Below are 16,182 nucleotides of genomic sequence, written 5' to 3' on the forward strand. Positions count from 1 at the left end.
TGTCAGTCATTATTGGAGAAAGGGGTCAAGTTACGGCGCCGACCTGCCAAGGCACGAATTCGTTGTCGCCGTAGTCATAGATTTCGCTCAGCGTCTTCTCGCCCGATGCGACCGCGATGATATGTTCGAAGATGCGGGTGCCGGACTGCTCGATGGTCTCATCACCGGTGACGATGCCGCCGCAATTGATGTCCATGTCTTCCTTCATGTGCTCGTACATTTCGGAATTCGTGGCGATCTTGATGCAGGGCGAAGGCTTGAAACCGGATACAGAACCGCGGCCGGTGGTAAAGCAGATCACATTGCAGCCGCCCGCCACCTGTCCCGTCACGGCGACCGGATCGTAGCCCGGCGTATCCATGAAGACGAAGCCCGGTTCGGTCACCGTTTCAGCGAATTCATAGACCGCCTTGAGCGGCATGGAGCCCCCCTTGGCAACCGCGCCGAGCGACTTTTCCAGAATGGTGGTGAGCCCGCCAAGCTTGTTGCCATGCGAGGGATTGTTGTTGAGTTCGTCGCCATTGCGCGCCGTGTAGTCGCGCCACCAGTCGATGCGCCGCAGCAGCTTTTCCGCCACCGCAGGCGTTACGGCGCGGCGCGTCAGAAGATGTTCGGCGCCATAGATTTCCGGCGTTTCCGACAGAACCGTGGTGCCGCCATTGCGCACGATAAGGTCGGATGCATAGCCCAATGCCGGATTGGCGGAAATGCCGGAATAGCCATCCGAGCCGCCGCATTCCAGCGCCACTTTCAGCTTCGACAAGGGCTGTCTGGTGCGCACCGCCGCATTGACCAGCGGCAACATGTCCTTGATCTCGGCAATCGCATGATCGATGGTCTTGCGCGTGCCGCCATGCTGCTGGATCGTCATGGTGCGCAGGCGCGAACTTTCCTCCATGCGATAATGCTCGAGGATCGGCGCAATCTGGTTGGTTTCGCAGCCAAGCCCGATCAGCAATATGCCGCCGAAATTCGGATGCTTGGCATAGCCCTGAATGGTGCGGGTCAAAAGGCGATAGCCTTCCGACTTGGTGTTGAGCGCACAACCGCTGCCATGCGTCAGCGCCACGACGCCATCGACATTGTCGAAACCATCGAGACCGCCCATGCGGTTGAAATAATCGGCGATGTAGCGTGACACCGTGGCCGAACAATTGACCGACGAAATCACGCCGATGAAATTGCGCGTGCCGACACCGCCCGCGCCCCGGTCATAGCCCATGAAATGACGGCGTTCTGCCTCCGGCAGCATGCCGCGCTCTTCTATGTCGATGGAAAATTGATGTTCGTGTTCGGAGGGCAGCATGGCAAGGTTTTGCAGATGCACATGCGCACCCTGCGCGATATCCCTCGTTGCGACGCCGATCACCTGACCGTATTTCAGAACTTCCTTGCCTTCAGGAATAGGCCGAATGGCAACCTTGTGCCCGCGTCCGATCAGTTCGCTTGCCGTGATCCCGTCAAGGCCGATTGGATCACCGGCGCGCACCGAAACGCGCGCAACCGCAACGTCATCCGACGGATGCAGCAGGATGACCGGCGCAACCGTTTTGGCAACGGATTCATTCATGTGTCTGACCTCACTCCCAAATCATCATCTGCTTATTCAATCGCGCGGTTCGTTATCCATCCAACGCTGTTTGGACCGGTCCAGATGGGTTCGCATGGCCGCCTGCGCCTGAAGCGGGTCCCTGGCCTCCAGCGCCGCATAGATAGCCTCATGCTCGGCCAGCGCCAGAGCCCAGGTATCGTTGGTTTCGAAGCGTGTCCTGATATGCGACGTCAGCGGACTGTGCCGCTCGTCAAACAGGTCGCGCACGATGCGCACCAGAACGGAATTGCCCGATTGCTCGGCAATGAGCAGATGAAACTGCCTGTCGAGCTCCATCGCCTTGCGTCCGGCATCGACATTCAGCTTCATCGCGTCGATCGTTGCGCGCAATTCGGCCAGTCTTTCCGGTGTCATGCGCGCACAGGCCGTGACGACCACGCTGCCTTCGACCATTTCACGCGCCTGCATGATTTCAAGCGGACTTTCGCCGATGGAGGCACCATGTGAAAACGGACGCTTTTCCGGCTCTGCCGAAACGTAAATGCCGGAACCCATGCGAATTTCGACATTACCGGCTATTTCGAGCGCAATCAGCGCCTCGCGCAGCGATGGGCGCGACACGCCGAGCTGCTGCGCCAGTTCGCGCTCGGCTGGCAGCCTGCTGCCAGCAGGAAACTGACCATCCTGGATGAGATTTCGCACCCGGTCTGCAATCTGCTGATAAAGCCTGCGCGGTTCCGCGGTTGCCGTAAAGTCGCTCATGGGGCTCCCAAATTCACCTCTCCCTGAATTGGCCTTACCATATTTCCAACCGGAAAGAAGCGCAATATGCTTAAAAGCGCGATACTTTGCGGAAAACAGCCTATTCCCCCACCCGAAACCGAACCAATATCTCGATAATGATTCTTACTGGCTTGACCAATTTGTAACGCATCGCTTAGTTAAACTGAGCGATGAATGGGAGAAGATCATGCACGAGAAGCCAGCGATCCTGCAGTTCGGCACCAGCCGTTTTCTGTTGGCGCATGTCGATTTTTTCGTTTCGGAAGCCCTTTCGAAAGGCAAGGCCATCGGAACGATTGCCGTCGTGCAGACGACTTCGAACCCGCAGAGCGGCCAGCGCATCGCGGCTTTGAACGAAAGCCGCAGCTATCCCGTCATGATCCGTGGACTTGTCGACGGCAAGCCGTCGGAGACGGCACATCAGGCAAAAGCCGTCACGGCCGCCTATTCCGCGCATCAGGACTGGGCTGCGATTCTCGACCTCGGCGCCAGCGTCGATGTGATCCTCTCCAACACCGGCGACAAGGGCTACGAACTCGAAAGAAGCGATGACAGCTCGCTTCTTGCCAGTCCGGACGCCTTGCCGAAGAGCTTTCCGGCCAAGCTTCTGGTGCTTCTGCACCATCGCTGGCAGCACAATCCCGATGCGCCCTTATCCATATTTCCCTGCGAGCTGATCTCGCGCAATGGCGACAAGCTGCGCTCGATCCTCGTGAATCTGGCGCGGGGCTGGAAAATGCCGGACGGCTTCGTGCAATGGCTGGAAACGCGGTGCGTCTTTGCCAACAGCCTTGTTGACCGCATCGTTTCCGAACCCATCGATCCGATCGGCGCCATCGCCGAACCCTATGCGCTCTGGGCCATCGAGAAGGCCGACGGCCTGACGCACCCCTGCGAACACGACGATATCGTCGTCACCGACGATCTTGCGCGCTACGAGCGTCTGAAGCTCTATCTGCTCAACCTCGGCCATACATTCATCGCGGAACAATGGCTGAAGGGCAACCGCCCGGAAGACGAGATCGTGCTGGAAGCCATGCAGGACGAGACGGTCCGCAGTGAACTGGAAGCGGTCTGGCGTGAGGAGGTCCTGCCGGTATTTGCTGCGGATGGCCTTGGCGAGCAGGCGCAAGCCTATGTGGCTTCGGTGCGGGAACGGTTTCTCAATCCGTATCTCAAGCATCGCATTGCAGACATTGCCTCCAACCATGAAGAAAAGAAGCGGCGACGCTTTGCGCCGGTCATCGCCCGCGCGGCGGAACTCGGCCTCGATCTCGCACAGAGCCGTTTGAAGGCAGCTGTCGGCTGAGCCAGTCGTTGAGCTCGGGGACGATTGTATCGGCGCGCTGAGGGGCGGCTTCAGAACGGGCTGCGCGTCCAAACAAATTGTCAGAACGCCGATCTGATGCAATCAGCTCGAAACACGTTCCAAGAAACAACGGCGGCTTTCCAAAACGAAAAGCCGCCGCTCTCTATAAGTATAATAATTCATTGTTAAATCATATTCGCCGCATGCCCGCCGATTAACAACCGCCGTAAAACGGGCCTGCCAACAAATCTTTCTTCATTCAAAACGGATCCCATCAGCCCCAGACCGAAACGACCCACATATCGGAACCGTGAATGACGGAACAAATCAAAGGAATGATTTCTTCTGTCGTTCAGCCAGGCACCCGGCGTGAAAGGCGCAAGCCTCACACATGGGTGCCCGCCCCGATATGCACAGGCTATATAGCGCAATCGTCAACGGAATGGAAACAGATTGTCAACAAAACCGCTCAATTTACCGTGAGTAATAAGAGAAAAAATAACAAGTTTTCATGATGTTATACCATTATCCTCATTATTTATATTAGGTTATTCTACTGTATACTCCTATTTGTTTATCGTTAAATAGAAGAGCCGATGTCACCGCAACAATGACTTGTCGCCGGTCGGGTCATGCCGAATGCTTCAGTTGCAGAGCGTGCCGCTCCGGCGCGCGGTAGCGGATATGGCAGCCATCGATACCGTGATATTCGACGTCCACGCCGACGCCGAAGACCGCAGCGATACGCTCTGCCTGCAAGACATCGCGCGGCGTGCCAAGCGCAACGAGATTGCCCTTGTCCATGACGGCGATCCGGTCGCAGAACATCGCGGCATGGTTCAGGTCGTGCAGGGCCGCCACAACGGTCAGCTTCTGGCGGCTGACAAGATCGAGCAGCCCGATCTGGTGCCCGATATCGAGGTGATTGGTCGGCTCGTCCAGAAGCAGGATTTGCGGCTCCTGCGCCAAAGCGCGCGCTATATGCAGGCGCTGCCGCTCGCCGCCCGAGAGGGTGTGCCAGCAGCGGTCGGCCAAGTGAGCCATATCGACATCGACCAGCGCCCGGTCAACGATGGCATCATCTTCCGCCGACCACGGCGACAGCGCGCCGAGATAAGGCGTCCGGCCCAGTTCGACAGCCTGACGCGCAGTAATGCGGTCTGTCGTACCCGCCTGCTGTTCGACCAGCGCCATCCGGCGCGCGATCTCGCGACGGCTGAAACTGTCGATGGGCGCGCCACACAGGCTGATTTCGCCCATGCGGCATCGACGCACACCGGAGAGCAGCGACAGAAAGCTGGTCTTTCCGGAACCGTTCGGGCCGATGATGCCGAGAAACTCGCCCTCCGCCACATCCAGAGAAACATTGTGCAAAATCCGGGCATTGCCTGCCGACCAGCCGACATTACGAGCCGAGAGGATCATGACGCAGCCTTCCTTTGTCCAAGCAACAGGGCAAAGGCCGGCGCGCCGATCAAGGCCGTGATGACACCGATCGGCAGAACCTGCCCGGGAATGATGATGCGCGACAGGATGTCGGCGACGATCATGAAGATTGCTCCGATGAGGGCCGCCGCAGGCAACAGAATACCGTGCCGGACCCCGACCACCATGCGCGCCGCATGGGGAATGACAAGACCGATAAAGCCGACCGAGCCGACGATGGAAACCATCACCGCCGTCATCATGGCGCTGACACCGATCAGCACCGCATAGACGCGGCGCACCGGTATGCCGAGCGAAGCGGCGGATTGCGTTCCGAAGGTGAAGGCATCGAGCGCCCGCGCATGCCACAGGCAGGCGGCAAGACCGATCACGCAGGCAGGCAGGGCAAGAGTGACATCAGGCCAGCGCACGCCGGAAAGATTGCCCAAAAGCCAGAACATGATGCCGCGTGCCTGTTCCGCATTTGCGGCCTTGGTGACGATAAACGACGTCAGGGCATTGAAAAGCTGCGAACCGGCAATACCGGCGAGAATGATCGCGCCGCTGCCGCGTCCGGCCCGCAGCGCCAGCAGCGACACAAGGCCGAAAGCAATGATCGCCCCGATGAACGCGCCCAGCGAAAGCGTCAGCACGCCAGCGCCGACGCCAAGAATGGCGACGCTGACGGCGCCCGTGGAAGCGCCTGCCGAAATGCCCAGAATATACGGATCGGCCAGCGAATTTCGAAGCAGCGACTGGAGGATGACGCCGGATAGTGCAAGCGACGCGCCGCAACATGCAGCGATGACCGCGCGGCTGAGCCGATAGCTCCAGACGATCCCCTCATCGATCGCGTCGAGCGGATACCCGGCATGCCACAACCGGTTGGCCACGGTTTTCGCCACCACATCGAGCGGTATCGCCGTTTCGCCGATTGCGGCTCCCAGCCAAAGGGCAAGGAGAAGCAGGACAAGCGAAAATGCCAGGAAGAACACGCCGGAGCGTGTCCTCCCCTTCTGGTTGAAGCCTGCTGTCGCTGCCCGCGCCGTCACTTGTTCATATCCGAGGCCGCGATATCGGCGGCAAGCGTTTCGATACCTTCGATCACGCGAAGCGAGGTGCTCATCGACTGCGCATCCATGTCGAAGACATGCTTGTCCTTGACGGCCGGCATCAGCTTCGTGACCGCATCCTTTTCGAGAAACTGGTGCTTGACGGCAACGTCGTCAGCCGGATAACGGCGGCGATCAAGCTTGGCGGCGACGATCATCGAAGGGTTCGATTTCGCAATCGTTTCCCATCCGACCGTCGGCCACTCTTCCTCACTGTCGATGACATTGCTGATGCCGAGCGCCGAAAGAATATAGGCAGGCGCGCCGAACTTGCCGGCAACATAAGGATCGGCATCGATCTGCGCGCTGGAAAACCAGACGACGGCGGAGAGTTTTCCGTCGGCGGACGCAATCTTCCTGCGCGCTGCGGCTTCACGGGCTTTCAGGTCGGAGACGAGCTTCTCGCCACGGTCCTGCACATTGAAGATTTTCGCCAGTTCGGTGATTTCCTGATAGACGACATCCATCGAGAAAGCTGCGGTGCGAACGCCGTCGCCGCCGCCGGAATTGTCCTTGCCGACGCAATCGGACGGCGATGTGTAAGCGGGAATGCCCAGTTCCTCGAACTGTTCGGGCTTCGCCACAATGCCCGCAGGGCCGATATGCCACTGGAAATCCGCCGTCACGATATCCGGCTTTTCCGCCAGAACGCTTTCGAAGCTCGGATCGTTATCCGCAAGCCGCTTGACCTTGGCATTCACTTCTTCAAAGCCTTTGAGAACCGGGCCGAACCAGACCGCCGTGCCGACGACCTTGTCGCCCAGACCAAGGCTGTAGAGAATTTCCGCACTGCTCTGCCCGACCGCGACCGCGCGGCCCGGCGCCTGCCTGAAAGTAAGGTCGCGGCCGCAATTCTTCAGTGTCAGCGGATATTGTGTCTCCGCTGCCTGGACGGCCAGCCCGCCTGCGAGAAAGAGGGTCGCGCAAAGCGCGGCGCGAAACGGAATTTTATCGAAAATATTCATGGAAATCCCCGAAATGATGAGAAAAAAGTCCTGTCAGGCGGCAGGAAAAATCCGGCGCGGAAGACGGACAGGCATATCCGGGGACATGTCGAAATCATGCGATGACGATGGAAGAATGCGTCCTGCGACGCGGAAATCTGTCATAACCGGCTCCTGCTCCGGGCATCCCCGCCCGTGACAATGGACAACACTGGACGGCAGGTCTCCTGGCTCACGAATATCTGCTGTTCATCTGCCTTCCCGCGCTTCTCCGCACAGTGGCATGACGCTTTCAACGTCACGAGGATGAACGGCAATCCGTTTACAGTTGCGGGGGCAGCCACGGTCTTGGCCCCTTTTCGGGTCGTCCTCACCGTGTTCCCTATTAATCCCCTTCGCTCTCGGTCGGGGAGCCGTTGTTATACTATTACGTCGGCATGATGTCGCCGTCAAGCGCATCCCGTCGGCTATTTTGGCGGGCGATTTTCAGGTGCATTACTGAAATTGCGTCCAAACTATAGTCGCACATGCTGGCCTATTGAATTTGTTTTCGTTAATCTCCATGTAGACTGCTCCCGCCAGAGGAGCGGGATTTTGGGGAGGTCCGCCAGCAGGCGGCATACATTACTATCTGGGAGGACATATGCGTAGATTCATTCTGGCCCTGACGTCGGTGGCGACGCTGGCCATGGCAGGCTCTGCTTTCGCGGAAGACTACAAGGTACTGGCGCCCGCTGCTCCGGGCGGCGGCTGGGACCAGACGGCCCGCACGATGCAGAGCGCGCTTCAGGACGAAAAGATTTCCGGCAGCGTGCAGGTCGTCAATGTTCCGGGCGCTGGCGGCACCATCGGCCTTGCGCAGTTCGTGAACCAGAACAAGGGCGATCCGAGCCAGCTCATCGTCGGCGGCTATGTCATGGTCGGCGCGATCCTGACCAACAAATCGCCGGTCACACTCGACGCCATCACGCCGATTGCGCGCCTTACCGGCGAATATGAAGCCATCGTCGTGCCGGCTTCTTCCGACATCCAGAACCTCGGCGATCTTGCCGCGAAGCTGAAGGCCGATCCGGGCTCCGTTTCGTGGGGCGGCGGTTCCGCCGGCGGCACCGATCACATCACGGCTGGCCTCTTTGCCAAGGCGGCGGGCGTCGACCCGACCAAGGTCAATTACATCGCTTTCTCCGGCGGAGGCGAAGCGCTTGCGGCCATTCTCGGCAATCAGGTGACTGTCGGCATTTCCGGCTATGGCGAATTCGAAGCCCAGATCAAGGCCGGCACGCTGCGCATCATCGGCATTTCGAGCGACGAGCGCGTGGAAGGCATCGATGCCCCGACCTTCAAGGAAGGCGGCGTGGACGTTTCGATCCAGAACTGGCGCATGGTAGGGGCTGCTCCCGGCATCACCGCCGAACAGGAAGCCGCCATCAATGCCGATATCGAGAAAATGGTGAAATCGGCCTCCTGGCAGAAAGCCCTCAAGGACAAGGGCTGGGCGGATACCTATCTTGCCGGTCCGGCGTTCAAGGAGCAGCTTGCCAAGGACGTTGCCGCAACCGAAACCATCCTCAAGGAAATCGGCCTCGTCAAATGACAGGATCAGACCAGCAGGAAGCGCGCCGCCCCGAAAGGGCGGCGCCAGATTTCGCCGCTCTTGTCATCGCCCTCGTCCTTGCAGCCGTTGCCATCGCCATCGCCTGGTCGACGGCCTATGGCAACGATGTGACGAGCTACTCGCCGGTCGGTCCCAAAACCGTTCCCTATGTCATCGCGGCCGGATTGTTCGGTCTTGCCGTCTGGACCGTGTTCGAGGCGCTTCGCGGTGATTTTCCCGAGCGGGAGCATCAGGAAATCGCCCCCATGGCATGGATCATCGGCGGCCTGGCCATCCAGATGCTGACAATGAAGACCATCGGCTTTTCCCTGTCCACCGGCCTGCTTTTTGCCGCGACCGCACGCGGCTTCGGCTATCGCAAATTCTGGATCAGCGTTCCCGTCGGCATCATCTTCGCCTTCGTGATCTGGTTCATCTTTGCGCGCGGTTTGCAACTGTCGCTGCCGTCCGGCTGGCTCGAACAATTCGTCTAGGGACGGAGCGCTTTCATGGATACTGTCGCACTTCTCGCCAACGGACTTCTGGTGGCGCTTGAACCATCGAACCTTCTTTATGCGCTGATCGGCGTCACGCTCGGCACAGCGGTCGGCGTGCTGCCCGGCATCGGCCCGGCGCTCACCGTCGCGCTCCTTCTGCCCGTCACCTACAAGCTCGACCCTTCCGGCTCGCTCATCATGTTCGCGGGCATTTATTACGGCGGCATGTATGGCGGCTCGACCACATCGATCCTGCTCAACACGCCGGGCGAAAGCGCGTCCATCGTCACCGCGCTGGAGGGCAACAAGATGGCCCGCGCCGGACGCGGCGGGCCAGCACTTGCAACAGCGGCCATAGGCTCGTTCATTGCGGGCCTCATTGCGACGCTGGCGCTCGCCTTTGTCGCGCCCTGGGTCGTGAAATTCGCCCTGTCCTTCGGACCGTCGGAATATTTCGCGCTCATGCTTCTGGCCTTCATGACGGTCTCGGCCGCATTCGGCGATTCCACGCTTCGCGGCCTGACCTCGCTGTTCATCGGCCTTGCCCTCGGACTGATCGGCATCGACCAGCTGACCGGTCAGGCGCGTCTCGTGATGGGAACGCCGAACCTGCTAGATGGCATCAATGTCACGACGCTGGCGGTCGCGCTGTTCGCCATCGGCGAAACGCTGGCCGTGGTGTCGAAAAAGCTCCGTCCGGAAGATGACGTCATCGCCGTCAAGGGTTCCGTCTGGATGACGAAGAACGATTGGAAGCGCTCGTGGATGCCGTGGCTGCGCGGCACCGCCATCGGCTTTCCGATCGGGGCCATGCCGGCGGGCGGTGCCGATGTGTCGAGCTTCCTTTCCTATTCGGCGGAACGGCAGTTCTCGAAACATCCGGAAGAATTCGGCAAGGGCGCCATCGAAGGCGTGGCGGGACCGGAAGCCGCGAACAATGCCTCCGCCGCCGGAACCCTCGTGCCGCTTCTGACGCTCGGCCTGCCCACCACGGCGACAGCCGCGATCATGCTTGCCGGTTTCCAGCAGTTCGGCCTGCAGCCCGGCCCGCTTCTCTTTGTGACCAACGCAACGCTGGTTTGGGGTCTGGTGGCGAGCCTTCTCGTCGCCAATCTGATGCTGCTGGTCTTGAACCTGCCGCTGATCGGCCTGTGGGTGAAGATGCTCACCATTCCGCGCCATTGGCTCTATGCGGGCATTCTGGTCTTCGCCACGCTTGGAACCATCGGCGCGAACGCCTCGACCTCGATGCTGTTCGGCCTGCCGGTGTCATTCGAGCTTGGCCTGCTTCTGGCCTTCGGTGTGCTGGGCTATGTGCTGCGGCGCTTCTCATATCCCATCGCGCCGGTGGTGGTTGGCCTCATCCTTGGGCCGATGGCCGAGAAAAGCCTGCGCCAGGCATTGCAGATCAGCCAGGGCAACCCGATGGCCCTGGTGCATTCCTGGGTGTCGATCGTGCTGATCGCGCTGGCGATTGCCGCCGTCGTCGTGCCGATGATCATGCGCCAGCGCGGCAAGGGCGAATTGCTCCGGCAGATGGCGACGGATGAGGACTAGATCATTTCCGAGCCCGCTTCGATACATGAGGCAAACGCGACGAAACAAATATTTATAGCGGTTCCGATGATTCCGTTTTAACCGGAACCGCTCTAAACGACAAAGCCCGGCATTGCCGGGCTTTTCTACTCAGATACACATACGCTTACTCGATTGTCTAACCCTGAATACGACGGAATTGATCGACGTCGATGCCAAGGGTCTCAAGATCCTGCGCCATCGGCTTCTGACCGGCGCGCACAGCAGCAGAAACGCGAACGGCGCTGCCGAACTGCGCGAACGCACGACCGAAACGATTATTGAAGCGGGTGAACATTTTTCTCTCCATCATGGACGCCATATCGGGTCCATGCCCTTCAGATGGTGATGGCTCGCCCGGTCTGGAAGACCGCCATTTGCATGCCAGCCATGCAATTTACGCATGTACCTCAACCCGGCTTGATTGCGATCAATGCTTTTCGCGCGCTGGTTTGCGAATCCTGTTTCGATCAAAAAAAGGAGCCGCAGAATGTCGAATACCCCCCATACGCTTGGAGAAGAGTTTCCCGGCCAGCTCGATGCCATTCATGCCTTGAAGGCGAAAGACGCGCATTTTGCCCGTATTCTGGAAGAATATGATGCCGTCAACGACCGCATCCATCGCGCTGAAACGAAAATTGCGCCGGTGAGCCAGGAAGAGGAAACGAACCTGCGCAAACAGCGCCTTGCCCTGAAGGACAGCATTGCCGAGGCGCTTGCCGCAGCCTGATCGGCGACGTAACGCCAAACCTCGATGCGCTTCATTCATCGAGGTTTGGTTGCAAGGTTTTTCAGGCGTGCAGATCAGCATTCGTGAAACGATTGCCGCCGGGATTCACCAAGGTTTGATCGATAAACGCAGCGTTCCATCCTTTTGAAATGAAAGACCCCGCTCGATGGCGGGGCCCTCCTTCATCATAGGATGCGGCCAGAAGCCGATATCTTGTCTATTTGTCCAGCATGCTGTCGATTTTAGAGAATTCCTTCTCGGAAATCGTGCGATCGAACGCCGTTTCCAGCTGGTCTTTCGCCTCGTCCAGCGCCTGCTCCCTCTCCATCGGGTCAGTGATCGCCAGCGCGCTGTCTCTCGCCTGTTCGTAGGATGCAATTTTTCCGACGGCTGAGTTCGGAGCGGCATTTGCTCGGGCGGTTGCGGAAGCATGTGCTGCATTCAGCGGACCAAGTGTGTTCTTGTCTTTTGTTACGCTGGCCTTGGCAACATTCGATTTCGTTACCGAACCACCCTTATGATGGTTTGATTTGGTGGCACCGGATCGCTGAGAGGCGCCCTTGCCGGAATGGTCCGCGTTTCCGCCTTTATTCCCGCCATGACCGCCACCGTTTCCACCACCATGGCCTCCGCCATTACCGCCACCATTCCCGCCGCCTTCTCCTTTGGCGTAAGCAGCATCGATATGATTGGCGCCCGTCAGCGCCGGCAACAAGCCAATTGCAAGCGCCAGTCCGGCAGAAACACCGATGGCGCCAATTTTTCGACCAATTGACATTTTCGTCTCCCGTTGAATAACAATGTAAGCATTCGCTGATATTCATGCGGCAAAATATGGGCAAACGCTCGGTCGCTCATTCACTTATGATTAGCGAACCTGCACCTTATGTGAGCTATCGTGCAGGCCTGACTGGATGACCCAGGGGGCGGCGAATTGGCATGGTCCGGCTTTCCAGGGCCGCCGCCTCCGAACCGGGCACCATATTGCTCTCTTGGTTATGGTGCTGAAAACAGATGACACATTGTTATTCTTGCATCTGAACGGAGGCCGTCGCAGCTTCGCGGTAAGTCAGGTGCAGTCCGATTGTCGCGACTGCCGCCAGTCCGATGACGATTGCAAAGAAGCGGTATGCATCAACCGGCGCCCAGTAATGCGTGAGCATGTAGCCTGTCAGCAGGGGCGCAAGAATAGCGACACCCCGCCCGAAGCCGATCATCAGGCCGACGCCGGTCCCCCGCAGCATTGTCGGATAGATGGATGGGCTTATCGCGTAAAAGGCAGCAACGGCACCATTGGTACAAACGCCGATAGCAAAGGCCAGCACCATGGCAAAGGACAGAACCCCGGTGAACTGCGCGTAAAACCAGAAGGCGATGCTGCCCAGCACCAGCAGCAGGATGGTTGCGAGCCTTCCCTGTATCCAGAGTGTCAGCACGCCAAAAAGGACGGCCCCAAGAACACCGCCGAACTGAATCAGCATGGCGATGCGAATCCCGAGATAGGCATCTCCCGTGGCGTCGGAGATGATCTTGGCGGTCCAGGTGTTGGCGAAATAAAAGGAAGAGATCAGCAGAGCATAGCCCAACCAGAGAAATATCGAGCGAACAAGCAGCGGGGGTTGCAGAAATGCGCCAAGCCCCTGTTTCGGGCCAGCAGTCCCGGATGCGTTGCGGGCTGCGGGAATGGCATCAACGGCCGCATGCCCCATGCGCATTGCGATGCGATTGTAGGTGTTGATCGCATTTTGGGGTCGACGCTGGATAAGATATTCGATTGATTCCGGCAGGTAGAAAACCACGATGAGCAAGAGCATGGCAGAGAGTGCGGCTCCAAAAAAGAAAGGCGCCTGCCAGCCAAATGTTTTCAGCAGCGGCGAGATCGCAAAGCCCGCAAGAGCGGACCCGAGCGGCAGGCCCGTGCCAAACAGCCCCATCACCAGCCCGCGCCGTTTATCCGATGAATATTCCGCGACAATGATATTCAGACTGGAAATCATCGCGCCGATGAAGAGCCCCGCCATTGCACGCGCGACGACGAGCTGCCACCAGGACGTGCACAGGCCCGAAAGCGCCATCAACACTGTAATGACTGCAAGACAAAGAATGATGTGTCGTCGCCGCCCGATCCTGTCGGCAAGCGGCGATATGAACACCGCGCCAAGCGCCATCCCGAAAATACCTGAGCTTAGAAGATAGCCCACCTGAGAATTGGGCAAATCCCAGGCTTTGGCTATCGCCGGCATGGAAAACGGCATTGCCACGACTTCATAGCCGTCGATCATGGCAAGCAGCACGCAGATAAGGCATATCCATATCTGGACGGGGCGCATCGGCCCCTTCTTGATAGTTTCGTCGAGTGTCATTGAGCCCTGATCCTCCCTATGGGCAAGCAACAATATCAAAACCGCCCGCAGGCCCGCCGGTTCGTCATCTCGTTGAAAGCGATGGCGTTGGAGCAGCCTTCACGGTTCCCTCCAAGTGCCGCAGACCAGGATTTCTCGCTAAGGCATCGCCCAAAAATCGCAGTCGATCTTTGGAAAGAACATGGCGTTCTATCGCGATGATTGGCTCTGTCGCTGGGCCTGGCGGCAAACTCCATCTGCACTGGTCGTGAAAACCGACGCATTTGAAAACAGCAAATACAGAACCGTCCGCCTGACGGACATTGCTTCAACCCTATGTGTCCGCCTGGTGGACGCACTGGACATTGCCAATTGTCAGGGATCGGCGCCGGACATTTATATCGCCAACTCAATCGCGAAAATGGAGCTACCGAATGCGCCTGATATCCTTCCAAACCGGCGGCCGCCAATCCTATGGGGTGGTCCGCAATGATCTGGTCCATGAAGCAACCGCAGCTTTTCGTACCACCCATGCCGACCTGCGTTCGGTGCTGACCGCAGGAAAGGCTGGCGTCATCGAAACCGAAACCGACGGGATAGATCTGGCCGATGTGACACTGCTTTCACCCGTGCCCAATCCGGACAAGATCATCTGTATCGGCCTGAATTATGCCAATCACATCAAGGAAACAGGCCGCGAAAAGCCTAAATATCCCTCGATTTTCACGCGCTATCCTTCTTCGGTGCTCGGCAGCGGCATCCCCTTGCTGAAGCCCGCCTGCTCCGATGAGTTCGACTATGAGGGTGAACTCGCAGTCATCATCGGCAAGGAAGGGCGTAACATTCCGGCCGCCGCCGCCAAGGATCACATTCTGGGCTATTCCTGCTTCAACGATGGCTCGATCCGCGATTTCCAGCGCCACACGACCCAATTCTGGTCCGGCAAAAGCTTTGACGATTCCGGTTCTATGGGACCATGGATCGTGACCGCGGATGAACTGCCCAACCCGGAAGACCAGCATCTGCGGACCATTCTCAACGGTCAGGAAGTTCAGACCACGCCGATTTCGGACCTCGCTTTCTCCATCGGGGAAATCATCGAATATGTCTCCAAGGTGACGAAGCTTCTCCCCGGCGACATTATCGCGACGGGCACACCAGGGGGCGTTGGACGCTTCCGCACGCCGCCGCTTTACATGTTTGAAGGGGATCGGATCGAGGTCGAGATCAGCGGCATCGGCACCCTGACGAATCCTGTCGCGAACGCGAAATAATCGCCAGCTGCCGCTTTCGCAACCGCATATGCATGCATCGGGAGGATAGGATGGCAATCAACGCATTGGGATATATCGGAATCCGTTCGGACAAGCTGTCGGACTGGAATGACTTTGCCAGCGGTCTGCTCGGCATGCAGTGCATCGAGCGGGCGTCGAACGAGCTGGCGTTCCGTATGGATGACCGGATGCAGCGGCTCTTCGTGATGAACGAGCCGGGTGAAACCTTGTCCTGCATGGGCTGGGAGGTCGAGTTTGAAAGCGACCTCGATCTCTATGCCGCGCGGTTGCAAACTGCCGGAACAAGGGTGCGGCACGGAACCAGGGCCGAATGCGACCGAAGGTTCTGTGCCGCCATGGTTATTTTCGATGACCCCATGGGCAATCGGGTGGAACTCATCTGGAAACCGATGATTGCTTCCGATCCCTTCGTTCCGGGCCGGCCGGTCTCGGGCTTCATGACCGGCCCCTACGGCATGGGGCATGCCGTGCTTCATGTCCGGAATATCGAGATCATGATGCCGTTTTATCGGGACAATCTCGATTTTCATGTCACCGACTACGGACTTGAGCCCTATGGGCTCTATTTCTTCCACGTCAACAACCGTCACCATAGCTTTGCGATGGTCGGCTCCGGCGGACAGGGCTTTCATCATTTCATGATAGAGTTCCGCAATCTGGATGATGTCGGACAGGGTTACGACATCGCCATGCAGCGCGAGGACTGCGTTGCCTATACGCTTGGCAGACATACCAATGATTACATGACCTCATTCTACGCGAACTCACCTTCGGGTTTTTTCGTCGAGAATGGCTGGGGCGGGCGGATCATCGATCCGGCGACGTGGGAGCCTCATCAAACCACTGATGGGCCATCATTCTGGGGGCACGAGCGTCTTTATCTGACCGAAGAAGGCGGCAGGAAGCGCTTGCGCGATATGCGTTTGGATGCGGCGGCGCGCGGGATACAGGCCCCACCGGTTGCCGACTGCCCCTGGCTCTTCGCCGAACTTGCCCGCACTTGCCCCCATACTGGCAATTGATG

The 16,182-nt window shown here is 58.6% G+C and carries 16 protein-coding genes and 1 riboswitch; of the genes, 8 read left to right on the forward strand and 8 right to left on the reverse strand.

The window, feature by feature from the left end; genetic code table 11:
- Window positions 1-25: 25 nt before the first annotated feature.
- Window positions 26-1,570 (reverse strand): UxaA family hydrolase, encoded by a 1,545-nt coding sequence (locus AVM02_RS15170; RefSeq protein ID WP_411507757.1) that lies wholly within the window; start codon window positions 1,568-1,570, stop codon window positions 26-28.
- 36 nt (window positions 1,571-1,606) lie between these two features.
- Window positions 1,607-2,314, reverse strand: a complete 708-nt coding sequence (locus AVM02_RS15175; RefSeq protein ID WP_411507758.1) for a FadR/GntR family transcriptional regulator — start codon at window positions 2,312-2,314, stop codon at window positions 1,607-1,609.
- A 208-nt stretch (window positions 2,315-2,522) separates the two neighbouring features.
- On the opposite strand from AVM02_RS15175, the gene AVM02_RS15180 reads away from it, so the two are divergent.
- Window positions 2,523-3,644, forward strand: coding sequence for a mannitol dehydrogenase family protein (locus tag AVM02_RS15180; RefSeq protein ID WP_411507759.1), 1,122 nt, complete (start codon window positions 2,523-2,525; stop codon window positions 3,642-3,644).
- 630 nt (window positions 3,645-4,274) lie between these two features.
- Here AVM02_RS15180 and AVM02_RS15185 read toward each other — a convergent pair.
- From AVM02_RS15185 to AVM02_RS15195, 3 genes are read right to left on the reverse strand one after another with little or no spacing between them, the layout of a single operon-like run.
- Entirely contained in the window at window positions 4,275-5,069 is a 795-nt protein-coding gene (locus AVM02_RS15185) for an ABC transporter ATP-binding protein (protein WP_411507760.1), read from the reverse strand.
- Window positions 5,066-6,121, reverse strand: coding sequence for a FecCD family ABC transporter permease (locus AVM02_RS15190; protein WP_411507761.1), 1,056 nt, complete (start codon window positions 6,119-6,121; stop codon window positions 5,066-5,068). The genes AVM02_RS15185 and AVM02_RS15190 overlap by 4 nt, the downstream gene beginning before the upstream one ends.
- Window positions 6,118-7,146, reverse strand: coding sequence for an ABC transporter substrate-binding protein (locus tag AVM02_RS15195; protein WP_411507762.1), 1,029 nt, complete (start codon window positions 7,144-7,146; stop codon window positions 6,118-6,120). Before AVM02_RS15195 ends, AVM02_RS15190 begins: the two co-directional genes overlap by 4 nt.
- Before the next feature lie 178 nt (window positions 7,147-7,324).
- A riboswitch (cobalamin riboswitch) is annotated at window positions 7,325-7,558 on the reverse strand.
- Window positions 7,559-7,768: 210 nt separating this feature from the next.
- Here AVM02_RS15195 and AVM02_RS15200 point away from each other — a divergent pair.
- Genes AVM02_RS15200 through AVM02_RS15210 form a run of 3 tightly spaced genes read left to right on the forward strand, consistent with a single transcriptional unit; the run spans window position 7,769 to window position 10,773 of the window.
- Complete coding sequence (locus AVM02_RS15200; RefSeq protein WP_411507763.1) at window positions 7,769-8,719, forward strand: Bug family tripartite tricarboxylate transporter substrate binding protein; 951 nt, start codon at window positions 7,769-7,771, stop codon at window positions 8,717-8,719.
- Complete coding sequence (locus AVM02_RS15205; RefSeq protein ID WP_411507764.1) at window positions 8,716-9,213, forward strand: tripartite tricarboxylate transporter TctB family protein; 498 nt, start codon at window positions 8,716-8,718, stop codon at window positions 9,211-9,213. Before AVM02_RS15200 ends, AVM02_RS15205 begins: the two co-directional genes overlap by 4 nt.
- 15 nt (window positions 9,214-9,228) lie before the next feature.
- Complete coding sequence (locus tag AVM02_RS15210; RefSeq protein ID WP_411507765.1) at window positions 9,229-10,773, forward strand: tripartite tricarboxylate transporter permease; 1,545 nt, start codon at window positions 9,229-9,231, stop codon at window positions 10,771-10,773.
- 157 nt (window positions 10,774-10,930) lie between these two features.
- Here the strand turns inward: AVM02_RS15210 and AVM02_RS15215 are convergent, their stop codons facing one another.
- Window positions 10,931-11,089 carry a hypothetical protein gene (locus AVM02_RS15215; RefSeq protein ID WP_411507766.1) on the reverse strand — a complete coding sequence of 53 codons (159 nt, stop codon included), beginning with the start codon at window positions 11,087-11,089 and terminating at the stop codon, window positions 10,931-10,933.
- A 192-nt stretch (window positions 11,090-11,281) separates the two neighbouring features.
- On the opposite strand from AVM02_RS15215, the gene AVM02_RS15220 reads away from it, so the two are divergent.
- The gene (locus AVM02_RS15220) at window positions 11,282-11,521 is read left to right on the forward strand and encodes a YdcH family protein (RefSeq protein ID WP_411507767.1); all 240 of its coding nucleotides are present in this window, start codon (window positions 11,282-11,284) and stop codon (window positions 11,519-11,521) included.
- A gap of 217 nt (window positions 11,522-11,738) precedes the next feature.
- Here the strand turns inward: AVM02_RS15220 and AVM02_RS15225 are convergent, their stop codons facing one another.
- Both AVM02_RS15225 and AVM02_RS15230 read right to left on the reverse strand, forming a co-directional pair.
- Window positions 11,739-12,299: a Holotricin-3 precursor gene (locus AVM02_RS15225; protein WP_411507768.1), complete on the reverse strand. Its 561-nt coding sequence runs from the start codon at window positions 12,297-12,299 to the stop codon at window positions 11,739-11,741.
- Between the two features lie 247 nt (window positions 12,300-12,546).
- Window positions 12,547-13,884 carry an MFS transporter gene (locus AVM02_RS15230; protein ID WP_411507769.1) on the reverse strand — a complete coding sequence of 446 codons (1,338 nt, stop codon included), beginning with the start codon at window positions 13,882-13,884 and terminating at the stop codon, window positions 12,547-12,549.
- A gap of 181 nt (window positions 13,885-14,065) precedes the next feature.
- On the opposite strand from AVM02_RS15230, the gene AVM02_RS15235 reads away from it, so the two are divergent.
- Genes AVM02_RS15235 through AVM02_RS15245 form a run of 3 tightly spaced genes read left to right on the forward strand, consistent with a single transcriptional unit; the run spans window position 14,066 to window position 16,180 of the window.
- Window positions 14,066-14,356, forward strand: a complete 291-nt coding sequence (locus AVM02_RS15235; protein WP_411507770.1) for a hypothetical protein — start codon at window positions 14,066-14,068, stop codon at window positions 14,354-14,356.
- The gene (locus tag AVM02_RS15240) at window positions 14,298-15,137 is read left to right on the forward strand and encodes a fumarylacetoacetate hydrolase family protein (RefSeq protein ID WP_411507771.1); all 840 of its coding nucleotides are present in this window, start codon (window positions 14,298-14,300) and stop codon (window positions 15,135-15,137) included. The genes AVM02_RS15235 and AVM02_RS15240 overlap by 59 nt, the downstream gene beginning before the upstream one ends.
- 50 nt (window positions 15,138-15,187) lie before the next feature.
- Complete coding sequence (locus AVM02_RS15245) at window positions 15,188-16,180, forward strand: VOC family protein (protein ID WP_411507772.1); 993 nt, start codon at window positions 15,188-15,190, stop codon at window positions 16,178-16,180.
- Window positions 16,181-16,182: the final 2 nt, after the last annotated feature.

This window comes from Brucella anthropi (assembly GCF_046630315.1).
Lineage (GTDB): Bacteria > Pseudomonadota > Alphaproteobacteria > Rhizobiales > Rhizobiaceae > Brucella > Brucella anthropi_A.

What these genes read in the sequence shown, in the direction of transcription:
- AVM02_RS15225 (WP_411507768.1), bottom strand. Translation starts at nt 12,299, where the DNA reads ATGTCAATTGGTCGAAAAATTGGCGCCATCGGTGTTTCTGCCGGACTG.
- AVM02_RS15205 (WP_411507764.1), top strand. Translation starts at nt 8,716, where the DNA reads ATGACAGGATCAGACCAGCAGGAAGCGCGCCGCCCCGAAAGGGCGGCG.
- AVM02_RS15245 (WP_411507772.1), top strand. Translation starts at nt 15,188, where the DNA reads ATGGCAATCAACGCATTGGGATATATCGGAATCCGTTCGGACAAGCTG.
- AVM02_RS15200 (WP_411507763.1), top strand. Translation starts at nt 7,769, where the DNA reads ATGCGTAGATTCATTCTGGCCCTGACGTCGGTGGCGACGCTGGCCATG.
- AVM02_RS15170 (WP_411507757.1), bottom strand. Translation starts at nt 1,570, where the DNA reads ATGAATGAATCCGTTGCCAAAACGGTTGCGCCGGTCATCCTGCTGCAT.
- AVM02_RS15185 (WP_411507760.1), bottom strand. Translation starts at nt 5,069, where the DNA reads ATGATCCTCTCGGCTCGTAATGTCGGCTGGTCGGCAGGCAATGCCCGG.
- AVM02_RS15195 (WP_411507762.1), bottom strand. Translation starts at nt 7,146, where the DNA reads ATGAATATTTTCGATAAAATTCCGTTTCGCGCCGCGCTTTGCGCGACC.
- AVM02_RS15220 (WP_411507767.1), top strand. Translation starts at nt 11,282, where the DNA reads ATGTCGAATACCCCCCATACGCTTGGAGAAGAGTTTCCCGGCCAGCTC.
- AVM02_RS15240 (WP_411507771.1), top strand. Translation starts at nt 14,298, where the DNA reads ATGCGCCTGATATCCTTCCAAACCGGCGGCCGCCAATCCTATGGGGTG.
- AVM02_RS15235 (WP_411507770.1), top strand. Translation starts at nt 14,066, where the DNA reads ATGGCGTTCTATCGCGATGATTGGCTCTGTCGCTGGGCCTGGCGGCAA.
- AVM02_RS15180 (WP_411507759.1), top strand. Translation starts at nt 2,523, where the DNA reads ATGCACGAGAAGCCAGCGATCCTGCAGTTCGGCACCAGCCGTTTTCTG.
- AVM02_RS15230 (WP_411507769.1), bottom strand. Translation starts at nt 13,884, where the DNA reads ATGACACTCGACGAAACTATCAAGAAGGGGCCGATGCGCCCCGTCCAG.
- AVM02_RS15175 (WP_411507758.1), bottom strand. Translation starts at nt 2,314, where the DNA reads ATGAGCGACTTTACGGCAACCGCGGAACCGCGCAGGCTTTATCAGCAG.
- AVM02_RS15210 (WP_411507765.1), top strand. Translation starts at nt 9,229, where the DNA reads ATGGATACTGTCGCACTTCTCGCCAACGGACTTCTGGTGGCGCTTGAA.
- AVM02_RS15215 (WP_411507766.1), bottom strand. Translation starts at nt 11,089, where the DNA reads ATGTTCACCCGCTTCAATAATCGTTTCGGTCGTGCGTTCGCGCAGTTC.